Origin of the sequence: Hymenobacter piscis (assembly GCF_018760735.1) — a bacterium.
GTDB classification, from domain to species: domain Bacteria; phylum Bacteroidota; class Bacteroidia; order Cytophagales; family Hymenobacteraceae; genus Hymenobacter; species Hymenobacter piscis.
Map to the genome: position 1 here is coordinate 22,542 of NZ_JAHHZN010000015.1, position 26,786 is coordinate 49,327.

The window sequence follows — 26,786 nt, forward strand, 5'->3', positions numbered from 1 at the left end:
CGGTTGCCGGCCGCCTGTTTTCGCCTTTGACTTCTGCTTCCCATGACCATTTCCTTTGGCTCCCGCCTCGTGGGCCCCGACCAGCCCCCGCTCATCATTGCCGAGCTTAGCGGCAACCACAACCAGGACCTCAACCGGGGGCTGGCCATTGTGGATGCCATGGCCGCGGCCGGGGCCCACGCCATCAAGCTCCAGACCTACACGGCCGATACCATGACCCTGCCCGGGGCCCACCGCATCGAGGACACCAACTCGCTCTGGTTCGGGCGGGAGCTGCACGAGCTCTATCAGGAGGCCCACACGCCCTGGGAGTGGCACAAGCCCCTCTTCGACCGGGCCCGGGAACACGGCATGCTGGCCTTCAGCTCGCCGTTTGATGAAACCGCCGTCGATTTCCTGGAAACCCTCGACGTGCCGGCCTACAAGATTGCCTCCTTCGAAAATACCGACTGGCCCCTGCTGCGCCGGGTGGCCGCCACCGGCAAGCCCGTGATTATGAGCACCGGGGCCAGCACCCTGGCCGAGGTGGCCGAGGCCGTGCAGGTGCTGCGCGCGGCCGGCTGCCGGGAGCTGGTGCTGCTCAAGTGCACCAGCACCTACCCCGCCACGCCCCAGAACACCAACCTGCGCACCCTGCCCCACTTCCAGCAGCTCTTCCCCGACGCCCTGGTGGGCCTCTCCGACCACACCATGGGCGTGGGTGCCGCCGTGGCCGCCGTAGCCCTGGGCGCCTGCGTCATCGAAAAGCACGTAACCCTGCGCCGCGCCGACGGCGGCGTGGACTCGGCCTTCTCCCTGGAGCCCGAGGAGGTGGCCCAGCTAGTGACGGAAACCGAGCGGGCCTGGCAGGCCCTGGGCCAGGTACAGTACGGCGTGCAGCGGGCCGAAGAAAAGAGCCGCCTCTACAAACGCAGCCTCTACGTGGCCCAAAACGTGAAAGCCGGCGAGGTTTTCACGAAGGAAAACCTGCGCGTGGTGCGCCCCGGCGACGGCCTGCCCCCCCGCTACTACGACCAGATTCTGGGCAAACCCAGCCGCCAGGACCTGCCCGCCGGCACCCCCCTCACCTGGGAAGCGCTGTAGCTTTTAATGTGTTTTTGAATGTGGAGAATGTGGATGGAATGTGAAAATGCGCTCGTTATAGCTGTTTCGTGAACAGTGCAACCCGGCTGATGTAGAGACGCATAGTTGCGTCTCAGTATTGAACGACGCCATAACAACGGCACGGACAAGGAGACGCAACTATGCGTCTCTACAACTGGGCATACCGTTCGCGAAACCACTATAAGAATCCGCTTAGCAACGGCTCCTGAACAACCACATTTTCCACATTTCACCCACATTTTTCACATTGATAAAAACATGCCCCAGCCCGCCCCCCCACCAGAATCGTCAGGCTCCCCCCTCTCCGGCGGAGAGGGGGGCCGGGGGGGTGAGGCAGCCCGCCTGCGCGACATCCTGCAGCTGCGCTTCACCGATCTGTTTGCCGGTCTGCCCGCCCACACGCTGGAGCCCATTTCGCCGGCCAGTCCCGGCAAGCGGCTGCTGAAGGTGGCCGGTTACGCGGGACTGCGACTGGTGGGCAACCTATTCCGGAAGGTGCGCAACCCCGAAAACCTGCACGGCCAGGTGTGGCTGTACGTGGTGAGCCAGAACAACTACGACTCCCTGCACTTCCTGCGTGAAGCCCTGCCCGATACCGTGCTGGTGGCTGGCCAGAGCAAGCAGATCGGGCGCTACAACGGGCGGGTGAACCGGCTTTCCCTGCGCCGCAAATTGCTCTACTACGGCCAGTTGCCGGGCGTGTACCGGGCGCTGCGGCGCACGGAGGGCGCGCGGGCCGGGCGGTTTTTCGATTTGATTTTCCAGGCCATCGGCTACTACGAGGTGTACCGGCGGGCCCTGCGCCACTACCGCCCCCGGGCCGTGGTCTTCGCCAACGACCACAACGACGACGCCCGGGCCCTGCTGCTGGCCTGCCGGGCCGAGGGCGTGCCCACGGCCTACGTGCAGCACGCCAGCGTGAGCACCAACTTCCCGCCCCTGGGCTTCGATTTAAGTTTGCTCGAAGGCCAGGACGCCCTGGACAAGTACCGGCAGTGCGGCCCCGTAGCGGGACGGGTAGAACTGGTGGGCATGCCCAAGGCCGATGCCTTCCTGGCCCGCCGCAACCTCGCGCCCGCCGTGCGCCGCGTGGCTCTGGCCTGCAACACCCTCGACGACACGGCGGCCCTCACCGCCACCCTCGACTACCTGCTGGCCGAATTTCCGGCCCTCACGTTCACCTTCCGCGCCCACCCCGGCGACACCCGCGACTTTTCCTTCCTGGCTGCCCGCCACCCCGCGCTGCGGTTCTCCGATGCCCGCCAGGAAACGGTGTTCGAGTTCCTGCTGGGCCAGGACGCGCTGCTGGCCGCCGATACCAGCACCCACCTCGAAGCCACCCTGCTCAACGTAGCCAGCCTCTACTACCGCTTCGGCTCCCACGCCGGCCCCGACGACTACTACGGCTACGTGGCCCACGGCCTGGTGGCGCGGGCCGATTCACTGCCGGAGCTGGGCGCCTGGCTGCGCGAGTACGCCGCCACCAAGCCCCTCAATTTGTACCAGCGCGCCGCTTACTACAATGCCACCCTGGGCACGCTCGAGGAAGGCCACAGCCGGGAGCGGGCAGCGCGGGTGCTGCGGGAGTGGCTGGCGGAGATGGGTCCAACGGGGCGGGCGTAGCTTCCCGCCGCGGAGGTGCGCGCAAGGGTGCGTGGTGGTGCGCTGAGCTGTTCTGCTTTACTTTGCGGGATGCCTGCTCCGCCCCTGCCCGCTACTGCGCCCGTTACCGCCGAAATCCGCTTGGCTTACGTGCTGCGGCATTTCCGGGAGGCGTACGAGGCGGTGCCGGAGGTGAGTATCGGCTACGCTAGTACGCTGCCGCAGGTGGAAATCAGAGAAGTCGACCACGACTTTTTCGCCGGTACCAATCCCTACCCGGCCGCACCGGGCTGGCGTGAGTGGGGCGGGCAGCAGCCGCCGTTTTTCTTTGCGGCGGACCCGGCCTTGCCCCTGCTGGAACTGCGGCCGGCCGGCCGGGCGCGCATCAACTTCGATTTGATTTCGGCGGCGTTCTACCTGCTTAGCGGCTGGCAGGAGTTTTTCTCAGCGGAGCGCGACCAGCACGGGCGCTTCCCGTACGCGGCCAGCGTGCAATGCCGCTACGGCTTCGTGGCGGTGCCGGTGGTGAACCACTACTTCGAGGTGCTGCGGGCGGCCGTGGAGCACGCAAGCGGCCAGGCCCTGCGCCCGCGCCGCTGGGCCGGTGGGGCCACCTGGGCCGCCTGCATCACCCACGACATCGACAACCTCTACAGCGCCTGGAAAGAGCCCGCCAAAGCCGCCCTGCGCCGGGGCCGGCTCCTTGGTTTCGGCCGGCAGCTCTGGCGGCACTTCACCCAAAAAGACGCCTGGGACAACCTGGAGCTGGTGCAGCAAACCGTGGCCGAATACGGCGCCAAAAGCACGTTCTTCTTCCTGCCCGAGCACCGCCAAGCCCCCAACGGTACGCCCAACGCGGATTATCAAATTCAAGCCATCAGCTCCCGGGTAGAGGCGCTGGAAGCTGCGGGCAGCGAAGTCCGATTGCACGCCAGCATCGGCACGGCCACTGATCTGGACCACCTGACCCGGGAAGCAATGGTAACGCTGGGCACGCCTACTAATGTGCCCGGCATCCGCTTTCACTACCTCCAATGGGAGCCGCGCGTAACGCCTGCGTTGTTGGATGACTTGGCTTTCGAATACGATTCCACCCTGGGCTTTGCCGAGCACTACGGCTTTCGGAACTCGTATTGCCTGCCGTTTCAGCCGTTCGATTTCCGCACCGGGCGGGCCCACGACTTCCTCGAAATCCCGCTCAACGTGATGGACGCCACGCTCCACCACCCGCGCTACCTGCTGTTGACTCCCGAGGAAATTTTGCCGGCCCTGCGGCCCATGTTCCGGGAAATCGAGCGGTTCGGGGGCGTGTGCACGGTGCTCTGGCACAACGAAAACTTCGACCCCGCCAACCAGCGCAACGGCCCCCGGGAGTTCCAGAAACTGATGGAGTATCTTCGCAGCCGCAACGTGGCCTTCGGCACCTGCGGGGATATCTGGAGGCAGGTGTACTACGATTTCTCCTGAGCCGGGGCAGCCCTACCATTGTATTGCAGTTGCTAGGATCAGCATGACGTTCTGGTCCGCCCCGAAGGTCAACTCACCATTTCACCATATCACCATTTCACCGTTTGGGTATCGTTCAGCGGCAGGGGCTGCGTAACACCGTTATTTCTTACTTGGGGCTGGCGCTGGGGTTTGTGAGCACCACGCTGGTGCTGCCCCGGTTTTTCGCGCCCTCGCAGCTGGGACTTACGCTCACGCTGTCGGCCATTGCCACCCTGTTTGCCCAACTGGCTGCCTTCGGGTTTGCCAGCGTCGGGATTCGGTTTTTCCCCTACTTCCGCAACCGCGAAAACGGCCACCACGGCTTTCTGCCCTTTCTGCTGGGCGTTCCCCTGCTGGGCTTCGGGGTGATGACGGCCCTTTACCTGTGGGGGCGGCCGGTGGTGCTGGGGCTGTACGAGCACGATGCCGCCCTGCTGGGCCCGTACTACGTCTGGGGCGTGGTTTTCGCGCTCTTTACCCTGCTCTACTCCCTGCTCGATGCCTATCTGAAGGCGCTGTATCACACCGCGTTTTCGTCGTTTTTGCAGGACATTCTGCTGCGGCTGCTTATTCTGGGCGGGGCCGTGCTGTTTGCCCAGGGGTGGTTGTCGTTTCACGGCTACGTGCTTTGGTACGTGGGCGCCAACGGGCTCCTGGTGCTGCTGCTGACGGCGTATCTGCTGCGCATCGGGGAGCTGCACTGGCGGCCCCGGCGGGCGGTGCTGGCGGTGCGGCCGGTGGGCGAGCTGCTGAGCGTGGGCGCCTTTACCCTGCTCAGCTCCCTGGCCGGCTCCATCATCATGTACATCGACAACCTGATGGTGGGCTCCCAGGTGAACCTGGCGGCGGCCGGCATCTACGGCATTGCCTTCAACATCAGCACGGCCCTGGCCATTCCGGCCCGCTCGCTCAACAAGATTGCCTTCCCCCTGCTGGCCGACTACTGGCAGCAGCAGAACCTGACCGGCATGGCCGATTTCTACCGCCGTACCACCCGCCTCAACACCCTCATCGGGTGCTTCCTGGCCCTGGGCATCGGCCTGAACCTGGACTTCATCTACTCCCTGATGCGGGCCGACTACGCCCAGGGCACCCTGGTGGTGCTGCTGCTGCTGGGCAGCCGCCTCTTCGACGGTATCACGGGCGTCAACGGACTCATTCTGGTCACCTCGCCCCGCTACCGCTTCGATCTGGTGTTCAACGTGTCGCTGTCGGTGCTCATTGTGGTGCTTAACCTGCTCCTGATTCCGCGCCTGGGCATGGTGGGGGCGGCCGTGGCGGCGGTGGCGGCCCAGGTCAGCATCAACCTGGCCCGCACCTGGTTTGTGTGGCGCGCCTTCCGGATGCAGCCCTTCACCTGGCGTATCCCGCTGATTCTGGGCATTGCAGCCGTAGCGTGTACAGCCGCCTGGCTGGTGCCGGCAGTCGGCTCGCCTTTCCTCACCATGCTGGTCCGCTCCACGGTGCTCACGGCCGTGTACGGCGGGCTGGTGCTGGCTACCGGAAGCGCTCCGGAAGCCGGGCCGCTGCTGGCCGCCGCGCGCCGGCGCCTGGGCCGGTAGCCGACCAGCGCACCGAAAAAAAACCCTTTAGGCCTCTGCCATGATGGTTTTAAGACTTCCGGGGACGAAATGAAAAATAAATAGTTGCAAGTGTAAAATTCTGTCACTTACCTTTGGGGTACCAATTCTTTTACCCACAAAGGATTGTTTTTATACAGAGGCGCGGAGAGACAGGCTCGACGAAACGCCGGCAACCAGCGGAAAATCCGCAACGGTGCCAAGTCCTGACCATATAAAAACAACAACCGTGAACCACTTCCTCAACTTCGCCGCCGATTCCGCTACCCTCTGTGCTCTACAGCATGGGTGTTGTGGTATGCTGGGCATGGCCTGTTGTTGCAAGTAAACACGAACCTTTTTCCGTACTGGTTCGGGTGCTGACCCCGGCCGACTGCCGCCCTGCGGGGCCGCTCGTCGGATAGGCACCTTCGGGTTTTCCTGTTCCGCTCCGGGATGTCGGTGGCTGTCTGCCCGCCGCCGGTCCTGACCTGCGCAACCATCTTCCGGCCGGAATGCCGCGCCCCTCGGGCGGGCCGCTTCCTCCTCCCCTCTTTCCTGCTCATGTCCGTAGCTTCTGCTGCGCCGGCCGCCCACGCCTTGCTGGACCGCCTGCGCCCTCACTTGGTGGCCGCCTCCGCCCTGGAGCGGCTGCGTCTGGTAGCCGACACCTTCCCCGGTCAGGCCGTTTTTTCCACCTCTTTCGGGCTGGAAGACCAGATACTCAGCCACCTGATTTTCGCCCACGACCTGCCCATTGAGGTGTTCACCCTCGATACCGGCCGCAACTTCCAGGAAACCTATTCCACCTGGAACAAGACGCTGATCCGGTACCAGAAGCCCATTGCGGTGTACGCCCCGCAGCGCGAAGACCTGGAAAATCTGCTCCTGCAGAAAGGCCCTAACTCCTTCTACGAGAGCGTGGACAACCGCAAGGAGTGCTGCCACATCCGCAAGGTGGAGCCCCTGAACCGGGCCCTGGCCGGCCGCGGGGCCTGGGTGACCGGCATCCGGGCCGAACAATCCCAGAACCGGCAGACGATGGACCCGGTGGAGTGGGACGCGGCACACCAGCTCGTGAAAATCCACCCGCTGTTCGACTGGACTTGGGAGCAGGCTTTAGCCTTCGTGCAGCAGGAGGGCATTCCGGTGAACCCGCTGCACCAGCAGGGCTTCGTGAGCATTGGCTGCGCCCCCTGCACCCGCGCCATCAAGCCCGGCGAGGATTTCCGGGCCGGCCGCTGGTGGTGGGAAGACCTCTCGGCCAAGGAGTGCGGCCTCCACGCCACCGCCCCCCACGACGGCCCCGACCCGGTGGTGGAGCCGGTTCCAGCCGGATAGCACGGCAAAAAAGAACGTCATGCTGAGCGAAGCGGGAGGCGAAGTCGAAGCATCTCTACCGCTGGCTATCAACCTGATTCCAACGACAACCGCTCCATAGCCCAGGGTTTAAACCCTGGGCTATGGAACCACACGAAGCGGTAGAGATGCTTCGGCTGCGCTCAGCATGACGGACAACAACAGAACTGAAATCCAGACAACTATGAGTACCACTTTCGATTACCTCGACCGGCTGGAAGCCGAAGCCATCCACATCCTGCGGGAGGTGGCGGGGCAGTTTGAGCGGCCGGCCCTGCTGTTCTCGGGCGGCAAGGATTCCATTGTGCTCACGCGCCTGGCCGAAAAGGCCTTCCGCCCCGGCCGCTTCCCCTTCCCGCTGGTACACGTGGATACCGGCCACAACTTCCCCGAGGTGCTGCAGTACCGCGACGAGCTGGCCGCCCGCCTGGGGGAAAAGCTGGTGGTGCGCAAGGTGGAGGATACCATTAAGCGGCAGCGCCTGCGTGAGCCGGGCGGCAAGTACCCCAGCCGCAACCCCCTGCAAACCTACACCCTGCTGGAGGTGATTGAGGAGTTCGAGTTCGACGCCTGCATCGGTGGGGCCCGCCGCGACGAGGAAAAGGCCCGGGCCAAGGAGCGCATCTTCTCGGTGCGCGACGAGTTTGGCCAGTGGGACCCCAAGCGCCAGCGCCCCGAGCTCTGGAACATCTACAACGGCCGCATCCAGAAGGGCGAAAACGTGCGCGTGTTCCCCATTTCCAACTGGACGGAGCTGGACGTGTGGCGCTACATCCAGCGCGAAAACATTCCGCTGCCCGACATCTACTTCGGCCACGAGCGCACCTGCGTGGTGCTGCCCTCGGGCCAGCTCCTGGGCCTCACCGAGCATTTGCAATTGGATGAGGAGGACGAAATCGTGACCCGGCAGGTGCGCTTCCGTACCGTGGGCGACTCCACCTGCACCGCCGCCGTGGAAAGCGACGCCCGCACCGTGGAAGACATCATCCAGGACCTGCTGCTGGCCAAAGTAAGCGAGCGGGGCGCCACCCGCCTCGACGACAACATATCCGAAGCCGGCATGGAAGACCGCAAGCGGAACGGATATTTCTAAATGTGTGAAATGTGACGAATGTGGGTGAATGTGAGAAATAAAGGGTGCACCGTCCGACACAATGACGCGCCGCTCTGCTGCTCTTTCTCACCACTCATTCCACTTCGCTGAACAGTCATTTTTCACATTTCTCACATTCACCCACATTCTTCACATTACAACCGTGGACTTACTTCGATTTATCACCTGCGGGAGCGTGGATGACGGCAAGAGCACCCTGATTGGGCGGCTGCTGTACGACTCCGAATCGGTGTCGCTGGACGTGCTGGCGGCGCTGGAGAAGCGGCAGGCTTCTAATGGCACCGTGGATCTGGCCTTGCTGACCGATGGCCTGCGGGCCGAGCGGGAACAGGGCATCACCATCGATGTGGCCTACAAGTACTTCACCACGCCCCGCCGCAAGTTCATCATCACCGATGCGCCCGGCCATGTGCAGTACACCCGCAACATGGTAACCGGGGCCAGCAACGCCGATCTGGCCATTGTGCTGGTGGATGCCCGCCAGGGCGTGATTGAGCAAACCCGCCGCCACACCCTCATTGCCGCGCTGCTGGGCATCCGGCACTTTGTGCTGGCTGTGAACAAGATGGACCTGGTGAACTACGACGAGGCCGTATTTGCCCGCATTGCCACCGACTACGCCGAGCTGACCAACCACTTCAACCTGCCCGCCGCCACGGCCATTCCGCTGAGTGCCTTGCAGGGCGACAACGTGGTGAAGCCCAGCCAGCACCTGCCCTGGTACACCGGCCCCAGCCTGCTCCAGCACCTGGAAAGCGTGCCCGGCGCCCAGGAAACCGAGGCCGCGCCCCGCTTCCAGGTACAGTACGTCATCCGGCCCCAGACGCCCGAGCTGCCCGACTACCGTGGCTACGCCGGCCAGATTCTGAGCGGTCAGTACCGCCGCGGCCAGCGCGTGCGGGTGCTGCCCTCGGGTCTGGAATCAGAAATTGAAGCCATTGAGGTAAACCAGCAGGAAGTGGAAACCGCCGCGGCCCCGCAGGCCGTGGTAATCCGTCTGCGTGACGACGTGGACGTGAGCCGCGGCGACGCCCTGGTGCCCGCCGGCCCCGAGGAGCCCACCCTCACCCGCGAGCTGGAAGCCACCCTGTGCTGGATGAGCGAGCAGCCTCTGTGGCCCGGGCGCAAGCTGCTGGTGCAGCACCACTCGGCCCTCTCGAAAGCAGCCGTATCGGCCATCCTTTACAAGGTGAACGTGCAGACCTTCGCCCGGGTGCACACCGAGCAGGCCCAGCTCAACGACATCGTGCGGGTGCGCCTCAAAACCGCCCTGCCCCTGGCCGTGGACCTCTACGCCGACAACCGCACCACCGGCTCCTTCATCTTGGTAGACGAGCTGACCGGCGACACCCTGGCCGCCGGCCTGGTAGAAGCCGCCAACTCCGAGTACTTCACCGCCCCCGTAGCACCACCGGTAGCGTTTTCAATTTAGGCTGCTGACGAACAGAACGTCATGCTGAGCGCAGCCGAAGCATCTCTACCTCTGGCTAATCAGATGGCAGCACCGATAACCGCTCCATAGCCCAGGGTTTAAACCCTGGGCTACTGAACCGCCACAACGAAGCGGTAGAGATGCTTCGGCAAGCTCAGCATGACCGACAATTTACTCATTCACCACTTCACCATTTCACTGATGCAAACGCCCCGCCTTACGGTACTGGGTGCCGGCCCCGGCGACCCGGAGCTGCTCACGCTCAAAGGGGCGCGGGTGCTGTCGGAAGCCGATGTGATTTTGTACGACGCGCTGGCCAACCGCGCCCTGCTCGGGCACGCTCGCCCCGAGACCGTGCTGGTGCCCGTGGGCAAGCGGCGCGGCATGCGCAGCCACTCGCAGGACGATATCAACGCCCTGATTGTGGACCACGCCCGCCGCTACGGCCACGTGGTGCGCCTCAAGGGCGGCGACCCGTTTGTGTTCGGGCGCGGCCGGGAGGAAATGCTCTACGCCGAAGCTCACGGCCTGCTCACGGACTACGTGCCCGGCATCAGCAGCGCAGTGGCTGCCGCCGGGACAGCGGGTATTCCGGTCACGCACCGGGGCCTGAGCGAAGGGTTCCGGGTGATTACGGCCACCACCGCCACCGGCGAGCTGGCCGGCAGCATCCGGGAAGCCGCCCAGGACGCCCGCGGCACCACCGTCATTCTGATGGGCCTGGGCGAGCTGCCGCGCATTGTGCAGGCCTTCTGCGAGCAGGGCCACGCCGACACCCCGGCCGCCATCATCCAGAACGGCACCCTACCCCACGCCCGGCTGGTAACTGGCCCCGTAGCCGAGCTGCCCGCCCGCGCCGCCGCCGCCGAAATAGGTGCGCCGGCCATCATCATCATTGGCGAAGTAACCCGCCTGGCTACTCCGGAGAAACTAGCGCTGCTGCCGGAACTGTACGCGGCGTAGTCGCCTCACCCCCAACCCCCTCTCCGAAACAGGAGAGGGGGCTCTAACTCTAGCTTTAGCAACTGTTCAGCCATACTCTCCGCCCCGCTCTTTCTTCCTGAACAGGAAGTAACACTAGATCTAAAAACTAGTGCTAGAGCCCCCTCTCCTTTTCGGAGAGGGGGTTGGGGGTGAGGCGACTACGACTAGAGCAGCCCCAACCACTACGTCCTATGTCTCTTCTTTCAGCTTCCCCCACGCTTCCCATTGGCCTCGACGACCAGGCGCTGCAGCAGCTGGCGGCAGGCCTCACCTCCCAGCAACTGGTGTGGCTGAGCGGCTACCTCTACGGCCGCGCCGGCGCGGCAGCGGCTACCGTTGCGGCCGTAGCCCCGGCTCCGGCGGTGGCGGAAGCCGCCGCGGCTAGTCGGCTTACCATCCTGTTCGGCTCTCAGACCGGCAACAGCAAGAAAGCCGCCGGCCTGGTGGCCGAGGCGGCCCGCCGCCGGGGCCTGCAGCCGCAGGTGCGCGACATGAACGACTACCCCACCAAAGACCTCAAAACCGAGCAGCAGTTGCTGGTGGTGGTGAGCACCCAGGGGGAAGGCGACCCGCCCATTGCGGCCGAGGAGCTGCACCAGTTCCTGCTCAGCAGCCGCGCCCCCAAGCTGCCCGACCTGCAGTACGCCGTGCTGGCCCTGGGCGACAAAAGCTACCTGCAGTTCTGCCAGACCGGCTTCGAGTTCGACCAGCGCCTGGCCGAGCTGGGTGGCCGCCGCCTCGTGGAGCGGCTGGACTGCGACGTGACCTTCGAGGACGAAACCCGCCAGTGGGCCGAGCAGGTGCTCAGTCGCATTGCCGAGCTGCAGCCCGCCCCGGCTCCCGTAACGGCTGGTACCGCCGTGGCCGCGCCGGTGGCGGCCTCGGTAGGTGCGGGCTACGCGCCGGAAGTGGCCCCGCTGCCCGCCGCCGTGGAGTACAACGCCCGCAACCCCTTCGGGGCGGAGCTGCTGGAAAAGATTCAGCTCAACGGCCGGGGCTCCACCAAGGAAACCTACCACCTGGAGTTCTCCCTAACTGATTCGGGCCTGACTTACGAGCCCGGCGACGCCCTGATGGTGCAGCCCCGCAACCGCCCCGCGCTGGTGCAAGAGGTGCTGCAGGCTGCCCGCCTAGCCGAAGCTACCCCGGTGCGCCTCGAAGCCGAGGAACTGGACCTGACCACCGTCCTCACCGAGCGGCTGGAGCTGTCGGTTATCACCCGCGACGTGCTGGAGCGCTACGCCGCCGTGGCCCCGCAGTACCCGCGCCTCCGCGAAATTCTGGCTGATACGGCCGGGCTGGGCACCTACCTGTACGGCCGCGACGTGGCCGATTTGCTGACCGAGTTTCCGGTGGAGCTGTCGGGGCAGCAGCTGGCGGCGGTGCTGCGGCCGTTGCCGGCCCGGGCGTATTCCATTGCCTCGTCGCTGCTGGCCCACCCCGAGGAAGTGCACCTGACGGTGGGGGCCGTGCGCTACGAAACCCACGGCCGCGCCAAGCACGGGGCCTGCTCCGGCTACCAGGCCGACCACCTCAGCCTCGGCGACACGGCCCGGGTGTGGGTGGACCGCAACGAGTACTTCAAGCTACCGCAGGACGCCGCCACCGACATCATCATGGTGGGCCCCGGCACCGGGGTAGCGCCCTTCCGGGCCTTCGTGGAGGAGCGGGCCGAAACCGGCGCTACCGGCCGCAACTGGCTGCTGTTCGGTAACCCCCACTTCACCACCGACTTCCTGTACCAGACCGAGTGGCAGCAGCACCTCAAGCGCGGCACCCTCGACCGCCTCGACGTGGCCTTCTCCCGCGACCAGGCCCAGAAGCGCTACGTGCAGCACCGCCTGCTGGAACAGAGCCGCCGCGTGTACGAGCAGCTCGAAAACGGGGCCTACTTCTATGTGTGCGGCGACAAGTCCCGCATGGCCCACGACGTGCAGCAGGCTCTGCGCCAGATCATCCAGCAGGAAAGCGGCCATGACGCCGATTACGCCGCTGAGTACCTGCGCCAGCTCAAAAAGTCGCGCCGGTTTTTGGAGGATGTGTATTAGTAGTGAGACGTGAGTAGTGAGATGGTAATCATCTGCCACCGATGTAGAGACGCAACATCTTGCGTCTCCCGTCAGAACAGCCGGAACTACACGAACCGCCGCCCCATGTAGAGACGCGACACTTCGCGTCTCCCGCCAGAACGACCAGCACCGTTTACCGCTTCAACGAAACAACATCAGCAACGACGAGACGCAAAATATTGCGTCTCTACAACCGCCCAGCCCGTCAGGCTCCCCCTCTCCCCCTGGAGAGGGGGCCGGGGGGTGAGGCCCACATTATGACCAAGACCCGCTCAATTCTGTTGCTGATCCTGCTGCCCCTGGCCCATCTGGCCAGCGGCCAGACCACGCATGAGCGCGGCTATTGGCTGCGGGCTTACCTGCGGGTGCAGCTCTCGGAGCGCTGGGCCTGGCACAGCGAGCTAGATGAGCGGCGGCTGCTCAGCCCCGGCCGGCAGTGGCAGCTCATCACCCACCAGCACCTGCACTACCGGCTTGCCCGGCCGCTGGATGTGGCCCTGGGCCTGAGCTACCCCCGCCAGCCGCCCGCCTCGGGCGGCCGGGCGCTGCAGGAGTGGCGCGGCTTTGGGGAGGCCACCCTCACCACCCCGCTCAGCTCGCGGGTGCGCCTGCAGAACCGGCTGCGCCTGGAGCAACGCTGGCTGGAGCCCGCCGCTGCCGAGCAGCCCGGTCCCTGGGAAAGTCGGGGCCGCCTGCGGTACCGCGTGCAGGCCGACTGGCAGCTCACCCCCGCCTGGAAGCTGCGCGCTTCCGATGAAGTGCTGTTTCATCCCGACCAGTTCGACCAGAACCGCGTGTACGCCGGCGTGGAGCGGCAGCTGAGGGCTGGTTTCGCCGCCGAGCTGGGTTACCTCTGGTTCTACCAGCACCGCTACCACCGCCCCGATTACTTCAGCCGCGACGTGCTACGCCTCACCTTGTTCAAAGACCTGCGCCTGCATCGTCCGCCGCCCACGCCCCAGGGCTGAAGCCCTGGGCTACGCAGCGCCCTGACAGCCTTGAATACGGAAGCCTGTTGCTCCAATAGCACTCCGTAACCCGCTACCTAGCCCAGGGCTTTAGCCCTAGGACCACCGAAACCCAGAACCACCACCATGTCCAACGCCCCCAAACTTTCCGAAGTCGAGCACGTCAAGGAAGCCAGCAACTACCTGCGCGGCACCCTGGCCGAAAGCCTCGTGAACCCGCTCACCGGTGCCCTCTACCCCGACGATACCCACCTGATCAAGTTCCACGGCTCCTACCAGCAGACCGACCGGGACCTGGACTCGGAGCGCAAGCGCCAGAAGCTGGAGCCGCTCTACTCGCTCATGATTCGGGTGCGGGTGCCGGGCGGCATTGCCTCGCCGGCCCAGTGGTTGTGCATGGATGAGCTGGCCGACCAGTACGGCAACCACACGCTCAAGCTCACCACCCGCCAGGCCTTTCAGCTGCACGGCGTGCTCAAGCGCGACCTGAAAAAGACCATCCAGGGCTTCAATGAGGCCCTGCTGGACAGCATTGCGGGCTGCGGCGACGTGAACCGTAACGTGATGTGCAACCCCAACCCGCACGAGAGCCCCCTGCACGCGGCCGTGTACGAGGTGTCGAAGCAGATCAGCACCCACCTCACGCCCCGCACCTCGGCCTACTGGGACTTATGGCTGAACGGGGAGCCGCAGTTCACCAGCGCCCCCAATGAGGGCGAGGAGGACGCCGAGCCCATCTACGGCAAAACCTACCTGCCCCGCAAGTTCAAGATTGCCCTGGCCATTCCGCCCTACAACGACACCGACATCTTCGCCAACGACCTGGGCCTGATTGCCATTGAGGAACGGGGCCAGCTGGTGGGCTTTAACGTGGCCGTGGGCGGCGGCATGGGCATGACCTTCGGCATGCCCGACACCTACCCGCGCCTGGCCGACATCATCGGCTTCGTACCCGCCGATAAAGTGGTGGACGCCTGCGAGAAAATCGTGACGATTCAGCGCGACTGGGGCAACCGGGAAAACCGCAAGTTCTCCCGCCTCAAGTACACCGTAGACCGCGTGGGCCTCGACGTGTTCAAACAGGAGCTGGACCAGCGCCTGGGCTTCCCGGTGGAGCCCGCCCGCCCCTACCAGTTCCGCAGCTCCGGCGACGCCTACGGCTGGTCCATCCAAGCCAATGGCCGGGCCCACCTCACGCTGTTCGTGGAAGGCGGCCGCATCCTTGACCGGGACGGCTACGCGCTCAAAACCGCCCTGCGCGAAATTGCCGCCTTCCACACCGGCGACTTCCGCCTCACCGGCAACCAGAACCTCATCATCGCCAACGTGGCCCCCGAGCACCGGCTGAGCGTGCAGGCGGTGTTGCAGCAGCACGGCGTGGCCGTGGAAGCGGGTAAGGAGCTGACCGGGCTGCGGCGCGGGGCGCTGGCCTGCGTGGCCCTGCCCACCTGCACGCTGGCCTTCGCGGAGGCCGAGCGGTATCTTCCGGAATTATTGGATAGATTGGACCAGATCATTCGCCAACAGGGTCTGGCTCAGGACGATATTCTGCTGCGGATGACGGGCTGCCCCAACGGCTGCGCCCGCCCCTACCTCGGCGAAATCGGGCTGGTGGGCCGGGCCGTGGGCCGCTACAACCTGTACCTCGGTGCCGCTTTCAACGGGGAGCGGATGAACAAGCTCTACAAGGAAATGCTGGACGAAGACGGCATCGTGCAGGAACTCACGCCCCTGCTTGCCGACTACGCCCAGAACCGCCAGCCCCAGGAGCGGTTTGGTGATTTCGTCATCCGCCAGGGCTACGTGCAGCCCACCGCAAGCGGCCTGACGTTTCACGAGTAACCGGTAGAACGAACAACATTAGTACGTCATTCCGAGCAGCGCGAGGAATCTCGCGTGCTGACGTTGTAGCAGCTAATCCTAACAACAGGATTACCATTGCACGCAAGATTCCTCGACTTCGCTCCGCTGCGCTCGGAATGACGTTCTGTTAGTGCTGTTCTGCCTTCCTTTCCATCCGACCCCAACCATCGCCAACCACCATGTCCCTTTCCTCCAACAACGCCCTGCCCCAGCCCGAGCCGCCGCCCGCGGTGCCCGATGGCAACCGGCTTTTTCCGGTGTTTCTGAAGCTGGAACAGCTGCACGTGCTGCTGGTGGGCGGCGGGGCCGTGGGCCATGAGAAGCTCTCGGCCATGCTGGCCAACAGCCCCAACGCGGCCATTACGGTGGTGGCTACCTGGTTTGGGCCCGAGCTGCGGGTGCTGGCCGGCCAGCACCCTGCCGTGCAGCTGCGCGAGCAGCCCTACGACCCCACCCACCTCGTCGGCCACGACCTGGTGATTGTGGCCACCGACGACAAAGCCCTTAACCTGCAGATCAAGGCCGACGCTACGCGCCAGCGCCTGCTCTGCAACGTGGCCGATACGCCCGCCGCCTGCGACTTCTACCTGGGCTCCATCGTGCAGAAAGGCGACCTGAAAATTGCCATCAGCACCAACGGCAAGTCGCCCACCATTGCCAAGCGCCTGCGCGAAATGCTCACCCACACCCTCCCCGACGAGCTGCACGACGTGCTCCAGCGCATGGCGCAGATCCGGGAGAAGGTAGGCGGCGACTTCGCCCACAAGGTAAAATCCCTGAACGCCGTCACGGCCGAGCTGACCGGCGGGCCGGCTTACGAATCACCCGCGGCGGCGCGGTGGCGCAAGATTGCCACCGGGGCCCTGCTGGCTTTTGCGGCCATGCTGGTGTTCAACATTCTGAGCTACTATTTTACCTGGACGCAGGTGTGGTCGGCGGCCACCCACGCCGAAACGTTCTGGCTGTTCGTGGCCATCGGCTTCGGCGCGCAACTCATCGACGGGCTGCTGGGCATGGGCTACGGCGTAGTCACGGCCATCAGCCTGATGAGCCTGAACATTGCCCCGGCGGCCGTGAGTGCCAGCATCCACACCGCCGAAATGTTTGCCAGCGGGGCCTCGGGTTACCACCACTACCGCTTCGGCAACGTGAACAAGCGCCTGTTCAAAGCCCTGCTGATTCCGGGCGTGCTGGGCGCCATTGCGGGGGCCTACCTGCTCTCGAAGTTCGGCGAAACCTACGCTGGCTACGTGAAGCCCTTTCTGGCGGCCTACCTGTTGCTGCTGGGCGTCCGCATCATCAGCAAGGCCTTCAGCAAGCCCGGCCCGCGCAAGAAACACAAGAAGCTGGGGTTGCTGGCCGCGGCCGGCGGCTTCCTCGATTCGTTTGGCGGGGGCGGCTGGGGGCCGCTGGTGACCAGTACGCTCATTGCCGGGGGCCGCACGCCGCAGTACGTGATTGGCTCGGTGAGCGTCACGGAGTTCTTCGTCACGTTTGCCAGCGCCGTTACGTTCTTCGCCACGCTGGGCATCTCGCACTGGCAGATTATCCTGGGCCTCATCATCGGGGGCGTGGCCGCCGCGCCGCTGGCCGCCCGCCTGGCCGGCCGCCTGCCCGTGCGCTGGATGTTTGTGGGCGTGGGCCTGATGGTGATTGTGTGGAGTTTGTGGGCGCTGCGAAAAGTCTTTTTTTAACACCTTTCTTCAAGACATAGGCTTAAGCCGAAAGCGCCACCAACGGCCGTTGGTGGCGCTTTCGGCTTTAAATGGCGTATATGTTTACCCCGCCTGTTTAGTAACGGAAAGTCTGATACGGTGATATCCTGGCAGCTTAAAAATCTGCCGCGCGCTTACTTTCGGCAGACGATCTATTTTATATCCCGATGCGCTCTTTACTCCTTCATTTTCTGGTTAGTGGCTTACTACTGGCTGGCACATCCTGTTCGCAGGAGCCGGTGCCAACGCCCGGTCTACGCACTGTCAATGGCGTGCCTTACTATTTTTTCACGGAAGCCGATGCGCCCTGGCTGCAACTCGCAATGGGCACAGTAGTATGGCAGTTTGAAAACGCGCGCGGCCAACAGCGCACCTACGAGCTTTACCAACGGCTGGAAAAACAACAGATGGAAGAGCGCACCGTGGTTCCGGTGGGCTCGTTCATCGGTAAATCGGACTTGATCAAGTATTACGACGACGTATTAGTACGCGTCCGGCGTACCGACAGCCTCGGCGGTGGCGGCGAGTTTCACATGTACCGGGGCCCGGCACTGCTCGCATCCTACCCATCCCAGGGGACCAATCCTGGCACCAGCCAGCTGTATGTAGAAGGGACCTGGACCGAATTCATCGGTAGCACCGACCCACAGAGCGACTACAACCGCTGCCGGGGAATAAAATTTCCGATGGGCGACGCCCTGGCAGGGCCTTTTCAGCAACTCACTGTCAAGGGTCTAACCTATCCGGAAGTAGTAGAATTGGTGGCTACCAACCGCGGGCCGGACTGTGCCCCCGTTCCAGCTTCCTATATGCGCGTGCTCTACTATGACCGCCATGCTGGTATCGTTCGGATGGTTTCTGACTCCGGTGAAGTATGGGACCGGCTACCCTAGCCTTTCTCCCCCCCGTAACGCAAACAGCCGGAACCTCCCGGCCCCGGCTGCTACAGTGGGCCATAACGCCCCAATTTTTAATTCTTAATTCTTAATTCATTCCCCAGCTTGCTGTGCTTGCGGCCGTAGCCGAAGTAGATGGCCAGGCCGATGGCCAGCCACACGGCCAGCCGCAGCCAGGTTTCCCAGGGCAGGGCCAGCATCATCACCACGCAGGTCAGGATGCCGAGGATGGGCACCAGCGGCACCCAGGGCGTACGGAAACCGCGCGGCGCGTCGGGCTCGCGCTTGCGCATGATGAGGATGCCCACGCACACCATCACGAAGGCCAGCAGCGTGCCGATGCTCGTCATCTCGCCCACCACCGAAATCGGCACGAAGCCCGCGAACAGCGCAATGAACAGGCCCAGCAGCAAGTTCGACTGCAGCGGCGTGCGGAACCGCTCGTGAATCCGGGCGAAAACCGGGGGCAGCAAACCGTCCTTGGCCATGCTGAAAAACACCCGGCTCTGGCCCAGCAGATCCACCAGAATCACGGACGTATAGCCCACGATGATGGCCAGAATCACGGCCGACGACAGCCAGGCGTAGGGCGTTTTCTCGATGGCAATGGCTACCGGCGCGGCGCTGTTCTTGAACTCGGTGTAGTTGGCCAAACCGGTCATGACGTGCCCGAACAGCACGAACAGCACGGTGCAGATCAGCAGGGAGCCGATGATGCCGATGGGCATGTTGCGCTGCGGGTTCTTGGTTTCCTGGGCCATGGTGGCCACAATATCAAACCCGATAAACACGAAAAACACCACGCCCGCCCCGCGCAGAATGCCGCTCCAGCCAAATTCCCCAAACACGCCGGTATTCTCCGGAATGTAGGGCTGGTAATTGGTAGGGTCGATGTACTGCCAGCCCAGACCGATGAACACCAGCACCACGGCCACCTTCAGCGTGACCACCAGCGCGTTAAACCACGCCGAGCCCGAGGTGCCGCGAATGATAATCATCGTAATGGCCAGCACGATAAGCATGGCCGGAATATTGACGAAGCCGTGCACCACGCTGCCGTCGGCCAGCGTGGCCGTTTCAAACGGCGACATCACCAGCTGCGGCGGCACGATAATGCCGTATTTCTCTAAAAACTTGAGCAGGTACTGCGACCAGCTGATGGCCACCGTGGCCGCGCCCACCGAGTATTCGAGCACCAAATCCCAGCCGATAATCCAGGCAAACAGCTCGCCCATGGTGGCGTAGGCGTAGGTGTAGGCCGAGCCAGCCACGGGCACCATGGAGGCAAACTCGGCGTAGCACAGCGCCGAGAAGGCGCAGCCCACGGCCGCCACCACAAACGAGAGCGTGACGGCCGGGCCGGCATTGTTGGCGGCGGCAATGCCGGTGAGCGAGAACAGGCCTGCCCCAATAATCACCCCAATGCCGATGGCAATGAGGTTGAAGCCGTTCAGGCTTCGTTTCAGCGTTCCGGCGCCGGTTTCGGCGGCCTCCTGCCGCAGCAGTTCCAGTGATTTTCTGAGCATAAAAAGGTACGCCCGGCAACTGCCCGGGCAAGCGTGAACGAAAAAAACAGCGTGAGGTCAAGCCGGCCGGCGCAGGCGCCCCGACGGACAGATGCGCCCGCCAACCAGGCCGGCCGCGTCAAGAAAAGGCAGAAATCAGCAGCGCCGCAGCGGGCTGCTCAGGCGCACCGGCCGCTCAGCAACAACAACCCCGGCGCCAACACGCTACCAGCGGCCCGAACGGGCACACAGCGGCAGCAGAAACGACAACACGGGCAGTAAGGCGGGGCAGCACAGGCACGGCAACTTGTTTTTATATGGTCAGGAATTGGCACCGTTCCGCAGCTTGCGGGTGGTTGCCGACGCATCAGTGAGCCTGTCTCTCCGCGCCTCTGTATAAAAACAATCCTTCGGCTAGAAAGAATTGATGGCACAAAGGTAAAGCCGGATTGGTGCCCGGGCAACCCGGCCAAGGCAGCCGCGTCCGGGCAGCCCCCCAATGACTACCTGCCCCGCCCAATTCCGCCCCCCGGCCGCCGCTGCGCCACCCGATTGCCAATCGTAAAAAACTGGCAGACAGCAAATTACTCAAACCGACACCTGAAAGCGCGCAAGGTTTAACGACAAAATTTAAATTTTTTAAGCTGCTTAATATTGGGGGGAGCGGCCAAAACTGGCACCGGAGTTGCCAATACCCCATCAGCAACCCCAGTGCCAGTCCGGACGGCCGGTGGGCCTGCTTTCATCGAACATAAACATTCTCATAAAGCACCATGAAAAAGTTTCTCGTCATCCTCGCCGCCTTCTCGTTCTCCGCCGCCGCCGCTTCGGCCCAGACGGCAGCTCCCGCCACAGCCGCCCACGGTCAGCATCGTCAGGGCGGGCACAAGGGCGAGCACAAAGGCCCCCACGCCAACCTCACCCCCGAGCAGCGCGCCGACCGTTCGTCTCAGCACCTGAGCAAGCAGCTCAACCTCTCGGCCGCCCAGACCCAGCAGGTTCGCCAGCTCCAGCTGAGCCGTGCCCAGGCCATGCAGGCCCACAAAGCCCAGGCTGGCACCGTGGCCAAAGCGGACCGCAAGCAGCACCAGGCCACCAGGAAGGCCGAAAAGGACCGTTACAACGCCCAGCTCAAGCAAATCCTGAGCGCCGACCAGTACGCCAAGTACACCCAGCTGCAGGCCGATAAAATGGCCAAGCGCAAAGCCCATCAGGGCCCCAAGCAAGCCAAAGGCTAAACTTTTCAGCCACCAAAAAAACAGCCCTGACATTTCCGTCAGGGCTGTTTTTTTTTGATGTGTACTGTAGAAACGCGGCCCTTCGCGGCGGATGCCGGAAACTGTAGGGCGGCCACAACATCAGCACGCGCCAGACGCGAAGGGCCGCGTCTGGCTCTACACCTGTTCTGGTAGTCGGCTGTTCTCGGCAAACCAGCGCAGGCGGTAGCACATGATGGCTGTTTCGCCGAGCTGGGCCAGCAGGCGGTAGTTGGCCACGGCCCCCACCGCCGCCCCAATCACGGGTACCAGCTGGGCAAGCTTGGCCAGGTCGATATAGTCGCGGTACTCCTGCTGGAACGTGCGCCAGTCGAAGGTATCGGCCGTAACGGTTTGCTGCGTTTCGGGCCAGTCGGCGAGTTGGTGGTAGGTTTCGCGGCGGGTGTGCTGGCTGCTGAAGGCCAGCTGGAAAATGTGCAGCAGGTAGAGCCGCTCCGGGAAGCTGCGCACATCGTGGCCGTAGAGGGCGGCAATGTCAAACAGCAGCTTGAGCTTGATGCCCAGCAGCAGCGGAAAATCGGCCAGGCCCAGCAGGAAGCCGCCGGCTCCGGTGACACCGCCTTCTACCGCCGCCGTGTTGCGGTACGCCCGGATGCGGGCCCGCACCCGCGCCTCCCGCTCCTGCAGCGTACCCTCCGAAACCGGCTTTTGCGTGGTATGCGTGGAGCCAAACAGCACGCCCTGCACCATCTTTTGAATGGCCGCGGTAATAGCCACATGCACCTTCTCGGGCAGCAGGGCATTCAGACGGGCCTGCACCCGGCGCGTCACGCGGTTCAGCAGCGTGGGCTGCTGCTGCATCCGGCGCTGCCAGGCCTGCAGGTCGTGGAGGGCTTGTTGGTCGGTGTTCATTATTGCCCTAAAATCAACATGGTGGTGTATAGCACGAATGACAACATGCCTCCATAAAAGAGCCACGCCATATACCGCACGTCTTCAGCATTGATATGGGCCGATGAGGAAGAACGAACAACTCCGTACTTAGCCATAGTACAGGGAACAAATTCCCGCGAATATTTACGCCAAAACAACAGCCGGACGATGTGATAAAGAACAAGAGCCAACAACGGAAAAACAGCCGCAACAGGATTCAACAGGCCTAATACAATCGTTATCAGAAGCCAACCTACAGTAACCGGAATATTGCGCAGACGACCCACAATATCGGAGGAGACTGTAACCTGTGCGACTAGGTACGCTACTGCGTAGTAATACGCAACTCCTACTCTTGAAAATGCTGTGTCGCTGTGCCCCGGCATGTAGTTTGAGAAGTTGAGTATAAAACCACCTAAAACGAATAGCAGGTAACTACCCAGCAATATCCCGTCATATCGATTCAATTCTCTAATAATCAGACCGCCACGACATAGTCTCTCCGGCATTTTCTTCCTCACTTAGCTCTGATTTTTCAGCGCATAAATCCGCTCAATCATCTCCACCACTTTCAAGCCTTCCAGAGCGTTGGTGGTGGCTACGCCGCGCCTTTGAATGGTGTCGACTACGTTGTCGATGACGTGGACGTGGTTGGCGGCGGAGCCCTGGTAGGGGCCGTACTGGTTGGCGGGGTTAGTGGGCGCGAGTTCGGGCATCTGGTAGTCGCGCAGGTGGCAGTAGTCAACTTTGTCCATGTACTGGCCGCCGAGGCGCAGGCTGCCGTGCTCGGCCACCACGGTGAGGGAGCTTTCCAGATTCCGGTCCCAGACGGCGGTGCTGTACTGCAGGGTGCCGCTGCCGCCGCGCAGCAGGTCGAACGTGACGAGGCCACTGTCCTCGAACTCGGTGAGGCCGGCGTGGTTGAAGTCGCGGAAGCGGGCCGAGATATTGGTGATGTCGCCGAACACCCAATACAGCAAATCCACGAAATGGCTGAACTGGGTGAAGAGTGTGCCGCCGTCGAGGGCCCGGGTGCCGTGCCAGCTGCCGGGCGTGTAGTACCGTTCGTCGCGGTTCCAGAAGCAGTTGAGCTGCACCAGAAACACTTGGCCCAGGCGACCTTCGTCCATCACCTGCCTGAGCCAGGCGGCCGGCGGCGAGTAGCGGTTCTGCATCACCCCAAACACAAACCGGCCGGTTTGCAGCGCCGTGTGCACGATTTGCTCAGCATCGGCTTTGCTCAGGGCCAGGGGCTTTTCCACCACCACGTGCAGGCCGGCGCGCAGGCCGCGCACTGCCTGCGGGGCGTGCAGACCGTTGGGCGTGGCAATGGTTAGCACGTCGGCGGCGGGGCCGTGGGCGAGGTACTCGTCGAGGGACGCGAAGAACGGAACGCCGGGAAACTCGGCGGCCAGTGCCGACTCCCGGTCGGGTCGGGTATCGATGAGGGCCACGAGGTGGGCGCCGGGGTGGCGGGCCACCAGGGCCGCGTGCCGGCGGCCGATATGGCCCACGCCGCAGATGGCAAAGCGAACCGCCGAAAGAGAATCAGCCACGGGAGCCGGAAGGGAAGGAGAAAAGACTACGAATGCCTCGCAAGCTGCGAAAAAACGGGCATTTCCGCATTCTTCTGATTTATTTGCCGGCTGCCATGCGGCGCAAACGGGCGCGCAGCCCCACCTTTGCACTTTTCCTGCCGCCTCCCCCATGCCCTTCGTTCAGATTGCCGGCCTGCCCATTGAGCTTGTGCGTAAGCGCATGCGCAGCCTGCGCCTGACGGTGTACGCCGGGGGCCGCATCCGGGTCTCGGTGCCGCTGCAAACGCCCGGCGCCGCCATTGAGGCGTTTGTGGAGGCCCGGCGCGCCTGGATTGAGAAGCACCAGCAGCGCTTCGCCACCCGCGAGCCGGTCCCGGCCCCGCTCCGCTACGAAACGGGCGAAACGGTGCCCTACCTCGGCGAAGCCTACGAATTGCAGGTATGTCCGACTCCCGGCCGGGCTCACGTGGACTTCCGGCCCGAAGCCCGCCAACTGCACCTGCATGTACCGGCCGGCAGCACCGCCGCCCAGCGCGAGGCCGTACTCGGGGCCTGGTACCGCCAGCAGCTCAAGCGCCTGCTGCCCGGGTTGCTCACCAAGTGGGAGCCGGTGGTGGGCCGGGCGGCGGCGGCCTGGGGCGTGAAGCAGATGCGCACCCGCTGGGGCACCTGCAACATCGGGGCCCGCCGCATCTGGCTGAATCTGGAGCTCATCAAGCGCCCCCTGCCCTGCCTGGAATACGTGCTGGTGCACGAGCTGACCCACCTGCATGAGCGCCTCCACAACGCCCGGTTCTGGGGCCTCATGGACCAGTTTCTGCCCGACTGGCGCACCTCCCGTACCGAGCTCAACCGCATCCAGCTAACTCCCAACGCCTCACCCGACGCGGACTGAGCAAACCACCGGCCAAAGCACAGCGGAAACACGCGGCTCCTTCCCGTTGGTTGCTGCCGCGCCGCCACCGGACTGCCCCGTACCCCAGGCTCGGTGCCGGAGCACTTCCGGCCTCGCGGCTAGGCAGTTGTCTGCTTCGGCATGAGGTCCAGAGCCGATTCGCCCACGGCGGCCTTCACTACGGCGGCCACGTACCGGATCTGCTCCTCGGCAAGGGTAGGGTGCACGGGCAACGAAAGCACCGTGCGGCACAGCTGCTCGGCCACCGGAAACTGGCCGGGCCGATAGCCGAGGTGGGCGTAGGCGGGCTGCAGGTGGTTGGGCAGCGGATAGTACACGGCACTGGGCACGCCTCGCACCCGCAAAAACTCCTGCACCGCGGCCCGGTGGCCGGGCGCATCAGCCAGGGTGAGGGTGTACTGGTGAAATACGTGGGTGCTGCGCGGGTCCCGGGCCGGAACATGGAGGCCCGGCAGTTCCCCGAGCAGCTCGTCGTAGCGGGCGGCTACGTGCTGGCGGGCCGCCGTCCAGGCGGGCAGGTGGGGCAGTTTCACGCGTAGCAGGGCCGCCTGCAGGGTATCGAGGCGGGAATTGAGGCCCACGTGCTCGTGGTGGTACTTGCGGCTCTGGCCGTGGTTGGCCAGCTGGCGCAGGTAGGCGGCCCGCTCCGCGTCGCGGGTGAACAGGGCGCCCCCGTCGCCGAAGCCGCCCAGGTTTTTGCTGGGAAAAAACGAGGTAGTACCCACTTCCCCTACCGTACCCGCCACCCAGGTTTCGCCCCCGGCCGTCCGGAACGTGGCTCCGAGGGCCTGGGCGTTGTCTTCAATCAGGGCCACGCCGTGCTGGTCGGCCAGCTGGCGCAGGGCCCATAAATCGGCGCACTGCCCGAACAGGTGGACCGCCACGATGGCCCGGGTGCGGGGTGTGAGGGCGGCGGCCACGGCCCGGGGGTCGAGGTTGAAGGTACCGGGCAGCACGTCGGCCGGCACCGGGCGCAGGCCCAGTACGGCGGCCGCCTCCAGCGTAGCCACGTAGGTGAAGGCCGGCACAATAACCTCGGCCCCGGCGGGCAGGCGCAGGCTCATCAGGGCCAGCTGCAGGGCATCGGTGCCATTGGCGCAGGGCACTACGTGGGGGCCGCCCAGGTACCGGGCCAGCTCCCGGGCAAACGCCGCCACGGCCGGCCCCTGCACAAACGCCGCCTCCTCGAAACAGGCCTGCACGGCCGCTTCCAGCTCCGCCCGCAACGGAGCGTGCTGGGCGGGTAAGTCCAGCAAATGAATGGGCGTGGGCGGGGCAGGAATCGACACGGCAGAAGCAGAACTACGCGGGAAAAGCCCCAAAGATAGGCGGCCGTCACTACCTCGCCCGTACCCGGCCCGGCGTAACCACAAAGCGCCCCCCTGCGTTAACTCCCCCAAACGGCAGCGGCCACCCGCAGCTAATACATTGTTCTCTCTCCCTCCATACCTTCCCCGCCATGATCCGGAAAATGCTCACCGTAAACGCCCTGTTGGCTATCCTGCTGATGGGCGGTACCGCCCTTACCCAAACCAGCTGCACCAACGCCCAGCAAAACGAAGTGGGGGCAGAAAGTGACCAGGCTTACAACGACTTCAAGACCTTCGTTTCGGAAACCGAGATGAAAGCCGACGCCGTAGCCAATGAGGCACAGGCCGATTACGACCGCGAAACGACCCAGCTCAAGTCCGACTTCGATGCCAAAGTAGCTTCGGTTGACCGGTACGCCGACCAGTACGACGACGCACGTCGCCAGGAAATCGAACAGCTCCGCACCCGCTATACCACCGCGTACGACAAGCGCGAAATGGCCTGGAACAACCGTCCCGGCGCCACTGATGCCATGTCGTCGGGCACCATGACGATGGGTAAGTACTACAAGCCCAGCTCCCCGGCCAGCCGCGTGACGGCCGCCAACGCCCGCCAGGTGTACGAGTCATTCGTGAACGACATCAAGCGCAACGAAGACCAGTACGATATCAACGACTGGCGCAACATCAATGCCGAATGGCGTGCGCTGGACGAAGCCTACGACAAAATCAAGGGTGATATTCCGGCCAGCGACCTGGCTGAAATCCAGAAGGAAAAGCTCAAGTACGCCGCCTTCAAATCTTACGACAAAGCCGAGGCCCGCGCGGCCCAGGGCGCTGACGCTGTCAGCGGCACGGCTCAGGACGTCGCCAACGGTACTCAGGACGAGCGTTCGGCCGTGGGCCAAGCCGTCAGCAACACCGCTTCCGACGTGAAGGAGGTTGGTAAGAACGTGGGCCAGGGAGCTGCCAAGGTGGGCAGCAAAGTGGGCAGCGCCGTAAAAGGGGCCTACAAGGAAGTGAAGTCGGAAGTAAAGAACACCGACAACGACTAGTTTCCTCCTCAGATTATTAAAGCGCCGGTTCTTCCTCTGGGGAGGAACCGGCGCTTTTTTTATTGGGCGTGCTGTGCCGTTATGGTTATCATTCCCCCGCATGATGCCGGCGCGGCCCGGACCTTGCACGCACGGGCACCAACGTTTACTACGGCCAGG

At 63.9% G+C, this 26,786-nt stretch carries 21 protein-coding genes and 2 riboswitches; of the genes, 16 read left to right on the forward strand and 5 right to left on the reverse strand.

The annotated features are described in order from the left end of the window. Positions 1-42 precede the first annotated feature (42 nt). From pseI to KLP40_RS15065, 13 genes are all read left to right on the forward strand, one after another. Positions 43-1,083: a pseudaminic acid synthase gene (gene pseI / locus KLP40_RS15005; RefSeq protein ID WP_215594656.1), complete on the forward strand. Its 1,041-nt coding sequence runs from the start codon at positions 43-45 to the stop codon at positions 1,081-1,083. 279 nt (positions 1,084-1,362) lie between these two features. After that, entirely contained in the window at positions 1,363-2,727 is a 1,365-nt protein-coding gene (locus tag KLP40_RS15010) for a hypothetical protein (protein WP_246558890.1), read from the forward strand. A gap of 69 nt (positions 2,728-2,796) precedes the next feature. Further along, the gene (locus KLP40_RS15015) at positions 2,797-4,173 is read left to right on the forward strand and encodes a DUF7033 domain-containing protein (RefSeq protein ID WP_215594657.1); all 1,377 of its coding nucleotides are present in this window, start codon (positions 2,797-2,799) and stop codon (positions 4,171-4,173) included. 104 nt (positions 4,174-4,277) lie between these two features. Continuing rightward, positions 4,278-5,756: a lipopolysaccharide biosynthesis protein gene (locus tag KLP40_RS15020; RefSeq protein WP_215594658.1), complete on the forward strand. Its 1,479-nt coding sequence runs from the start codon at positions 4,278-4,280 to the stop codon at positions 5,754-5,756. Between the two features lie 147 nt (positions 5,757-5,903). After that, a riboswitch (SAM riboswitch) is annotated at positions 5,904-5,995 on the forward strand. Positions 5,996-6,317: 322 nt separating this feature from the next. Continuing rightward, complete coding sequence (locus KLP40_RS15025; protein WP_215594659.1) at positions 6,318-7,094, forward strand: phosphoadenylyl-sulfate reductase; 777 nt, start codon at positions 6,318-6,320, stop codon at positions 7,092-7,094. 166 nt (positions 7,095-7,260) lie between these two features. Then, a complete protein-coding gene (cysD, locus tag KLP40_RS15030; RefSeq protein WP_215594660.1) occupies positions 7,261-8,205 on the forward strand; it encodes a sulfate adenylyltransferase subunit CysD in 945 nt (314 codons plus the stop codon). Between the two features lie 163 nt (positions 8,206-8,368). After that, positions 8,369-9,658 carry a sulfate adenylyltransferase subunit 1 gene (locus KLP40_RS15035; RefSeq protein WP_215594661.1) on the forward strand — a complete coding sequence of 430 codons (1,290 nt, stop codon included), beginning with the start codon at positions 8,369-8,371 and terminating at the stop codon, positions 9,656-9,658. 201 nt (positions 9,659-9,859) lie between these two features. Then, entirely contained in the window at positions 9,860-10,621 is a 762-nt protein-coding gene (gene cobA / locus KLP40_RS15040; protein ID WP_215594662.1) for a uroporphyrinogen-III C-methyltransferase, read from the forward strand. Positions 10,622-10,833: 212 nt separating this feature from the next. Next, positions 10,834-12,690: an assimilatory sulfite reductase (NADPH) flavoprotein subunit gene (locus KLP40_RS15045; RefSeq protein ID WP_215594663.1), complete on the forward strand. Its 1,857-nt coding sequence runs from the start codon at positions 10,834-10,836 to the stop codon at positions 12,688-12,690. Positions 12,691-12,968: 278 nt separating this feature from the next. Further along, complete coding sequence (locus KLP40_RS15050; protein WP_215594664.1) at positions 12,969-13,679, forward strand: DUF2490 domain-containing protein; 711 nt, start codon at positions 12,969-12,971, stop codon at positions 13,677-13,679. 126 nt (positions 13,680-13,805) lie between these two features. Continuing rightward, a complete protein-coding gene (locus KLP40_RS15055) occupies positions 13,806-15,521 on the forward strand; it encodes an NADPH-dependent assimilatory sulfite reductase hemoprotein subunit (protein ID WP_215594665.1) in 1,716 nt (571 codons plus the stop codon). A gap of 200 nt (positions 15,522-15,721) precedes the next feature. Further along, positions 15,722-17,236, forward strand: a complete 1,515-nt coding sequence (locus KLP40_RS21555) for a TSUP family transporter (RefSeq protein ID WP_215594666.1) — start codon at positions 15,722-15,724, stop codon at positions 17,234-17,236. 188 nt (positions 17,237-17,424) lie between these two features. Continuing rightward, positions 17,425-18,150, forward strand: a complete 726-nt coding sequence (locus tag KLP40_RS15065) for a hypothetical protein (protein ID WP_215594667.1) — start codon at positions 17,425-17,427, stop codon at positions 18,148-18,150. 77 nt (positions 18,151-18,227) lie between these two features. Here KLP40_RS15065 and KLP40_RS15070 read toward each other — a convergent pair whose 3' ends face one another. Continuing rightward, positions 18,228-19,679 carry an amino acid permease gene (locus tag KLP40_RS15070; protein ID WP_215594668.1) on the reverse strand — a complete coding sequence of 484 codons (1,452 nt, stop codon included), beginning with the start codon at positions 19,677-19,679 and terminating at the stop codon, positions 18,228-18,230. Between the two features lie 289 nt (positions 19,680-19,968). After that, positions 19,969-20,061: riboswitch (SAM riboswitch) on the reverse strand. A gap of 370 nt (positions 20,062-20,431) precedes the next feature. Between KLP40_RS15070 and KLP40_RS15075 the strand changes: the two genes are divergently transcribed. Then, positions 20,432-20,896 carry a DUF4890 domain-containing protein gene (locus KLP40_RS15075; protein ID WP_215594669.1) on the forward strand — a complete coding sequence of 155 codons (465 nt, stop codon included), beginning with the start codon at positions 20,432-20,434 and terminating at the stop codon, positions 20,894-20,896. Positions 20,897-21,052: 156 nt separating this feature from the next. On the opposite strand, the gene KLP40_RS15080 is transcribed toward KLP40_RS15075, so the two are convergent. The 3 genes from KLP40_RS15080 to KLP40_RS15090 are packed head-to-tail and all read right to left on the reverse strand — an operon-like array spanning position 21,053 to position 23,364. After that, entirely contained in the window at positions 21,053-21,787 is a 735-nt protein-coding gene (locus KLP40_RS15080; protein ID WP_215594670.1) for an EcsC family protein, read from the reverse strand. Next, positions 21,787-22,275: a hypothetical protein gene (locus tag KLP40_RS15085; protein ID WP_215594671.1), complete on the reverse strand. Its 489-nt coding sequence runs from the start codon at positions 22,273-22,275 to the stop codon at positions 21,787-21,789. The genes KLP40_RS15080 and KLP40_RS15085 overlap by 1 nt, the downstream gene beginning before the upstream one ends. A 54-nt stretch (positions 22,276-22,329) precedes the next feature. Beyond that, positions 22,330-23,364: a Gfo/Idh/MocA family protein gene (locus tag KLP40_RS15090; RefSeq protein WP_317196778.1), complete on the reverse strand. Its 1,035-nt coding sequence runs from the start codon at positions 23,362-23,364 to the stop codon at positions 22,330-22,332. A 151-nt stretch (positions 23,365-23,515) separates the two neighbouring features. Between KLP40_RS15090 and KLP40_RS15095 the strand changes: the two genes are divergently transcribed. Continuing rightward, positions 23,516-24,241, forward strand: a complete 726-nt coding sequence (locus tag KLP40_RS15095; protein WP_215594672.1) for a M48 family metallopeptidase — start codon at positions 23,516-23,518, stop codon at positions 24,239-24,241. A 119-nt stretch (positions 24,242-24,360) separates the two neighbouring features. Here the strand turns inward: KLP40_RS15095 and KLP40_RS15100 are convergent, their stop codons facing one another. After that, positions 24,361-25,551 (reverse strand): DegT/DnrJ/EryC1/StrS family aminotransferase, encoded by a 1,191-nt coding sequence (locus KLP40_RS15100; protein WP_317196779.1) that lies wholly within the window; start codon positions 25,549-25,551, stop codon positions 24,361-24,363. 170 nt (positions 25,552-25,721) lie between these two features. Between KLP40_RS15100 and KLP40_RS15105 the strand changes: the two genes are divergently transcribed. After that, positions 25,722-26,627: a DUF6565 domain-containing protein gene (locus KLP40_RS15105; protein ID WP_215594673.1), complete on the forward strand. Its 906-nt coding sequence runs from the start codon at positions 25,722-25,724 to the stop codon at positions 26,625-26,627. Positions 26,628-26,786 lie beyond the last annotated feature (159 nt).

What these genes read in the sequence shown, in the direction of transcription:
- pseI (WP_215594656.1), top strand. Translation starts at nt 43, where the DNA reads ATGACCATTTCCTTTGGCTCCCGCCTCGTGGGCCCCGACCAGCCCCCG.
- KLP40_RS15010 (WP_246558890.1), top strand. Translation starts at nt 1,363, where the DNA reads ATGCCCCAGCCCGCCCCCCCACCAGAATCGTCAGGCTCCCCCCTCTCC.
- KLP40_RS15015 (WP_215594657.1), top strand. Translation starts at nt 2,797, where the DNA reads ATGCCTGCTCCGCCCCTGCCCGCTACTGCGCCCGTTACCGCCGAAATC.
- KLP40_RS15025 (WP_215594659.1), top strand. Translation starts at nt 6,318, where the DNA reads ATGTCCGTAGCTTCTGCTGCGCCGGCCGCCCACGCCTTGCTGGACCGC.
- cysD (WP_215594660.1), top strand. Translation starts at nt 7,261, where the DNA reads ATGACGGACAACAACAGAACTGAAATCCAGACAACTATGAGTACCACT.
- cobA (WP_215594662.1), top strand. Translation starts at nt 9,860, where the DNA reads ATGCAAACGCCCCGCCTTACGGTACTGGGTGCCGGCCCCGGCGACCCG.
- KLP40_RS15045 (WP_215594663.1), top strand. Translation starts at nt 10,834, where the DNA reads ATGTCTCTTCTTTCAGCTTCCCCCACGCTTCCCATTGGCCTCGACGAC.
- KLP40_RS15050 (WP_215594664.1), top strand. Translation starts at nt 12,969, where the DNA reads ATGACCAAGACCCGCTCAATTCTGTTGCTGATCCTGCTGCCCCTGGCC.
- KLP40_RS15055 (WP_215594665.1), top strand. Translation starts at nt 13,806, where the DNA reads ATGTCCAACGCCCCCAAACTTTCCGAAGTCGAGCACGTCAAGGAAGCC.
- KLP40_RS21555 (WP_215594666.1), top strand. Translation starts at nt 15,722, where the DNA reads ATGTCCCTTTCCTCCAACAACGCCCTGCCCCAGCCCGAGCCGCCGCCC.
- KLP40_RS15065 (WP_215594667.1), top strand. Translation starts at nt 17,425, where the DNA reads ATGCGCTCTTTACTCCTTCATTTTCTGGTTAGTGGCTTACTACTGGCT.
- KLP40_RS15070 (WP_215594668.1), bottom strand. Translation starts at nt 19,679, where the DNA reads ATGCTCAGAAAATCACTGGAACTGCTGCGGCAGGAGGCCGCCGAAACC.
- KLP40_RS15075 (WP_215594669.1), top strand. Translation starts at nt 20,432, where the DNA reads ATGAAAAAGTTTCTCGTCATCCTCGCCGCCTTCTCGTTCTCCGCCGCC.
- KLP40_RS15080 (WP_215594670.1), bottom strand. Translation starts at nt 21,787, where the DNA reads ATGAACACCGACCAACAAGCCCTCCACGACCTGCAGGCCTGGCAGCGC.
- KLP40_RS15095 (WP_215594672.1), top strand. Translation starts at nt 23,516, where the DNA reads ATGCCCTTCGTTCAGATTGCCGGCCTGCCCATTGAGCTTGTGCGTAAG.
- KLP40_RS15105 (WP_215594673.1), top strand. Translation starts at nt 25,722, where the DNA reads ATGATCCGGAAAATGCTCACCGTAAACGCCCTGTTGGCTATCCTGCTG.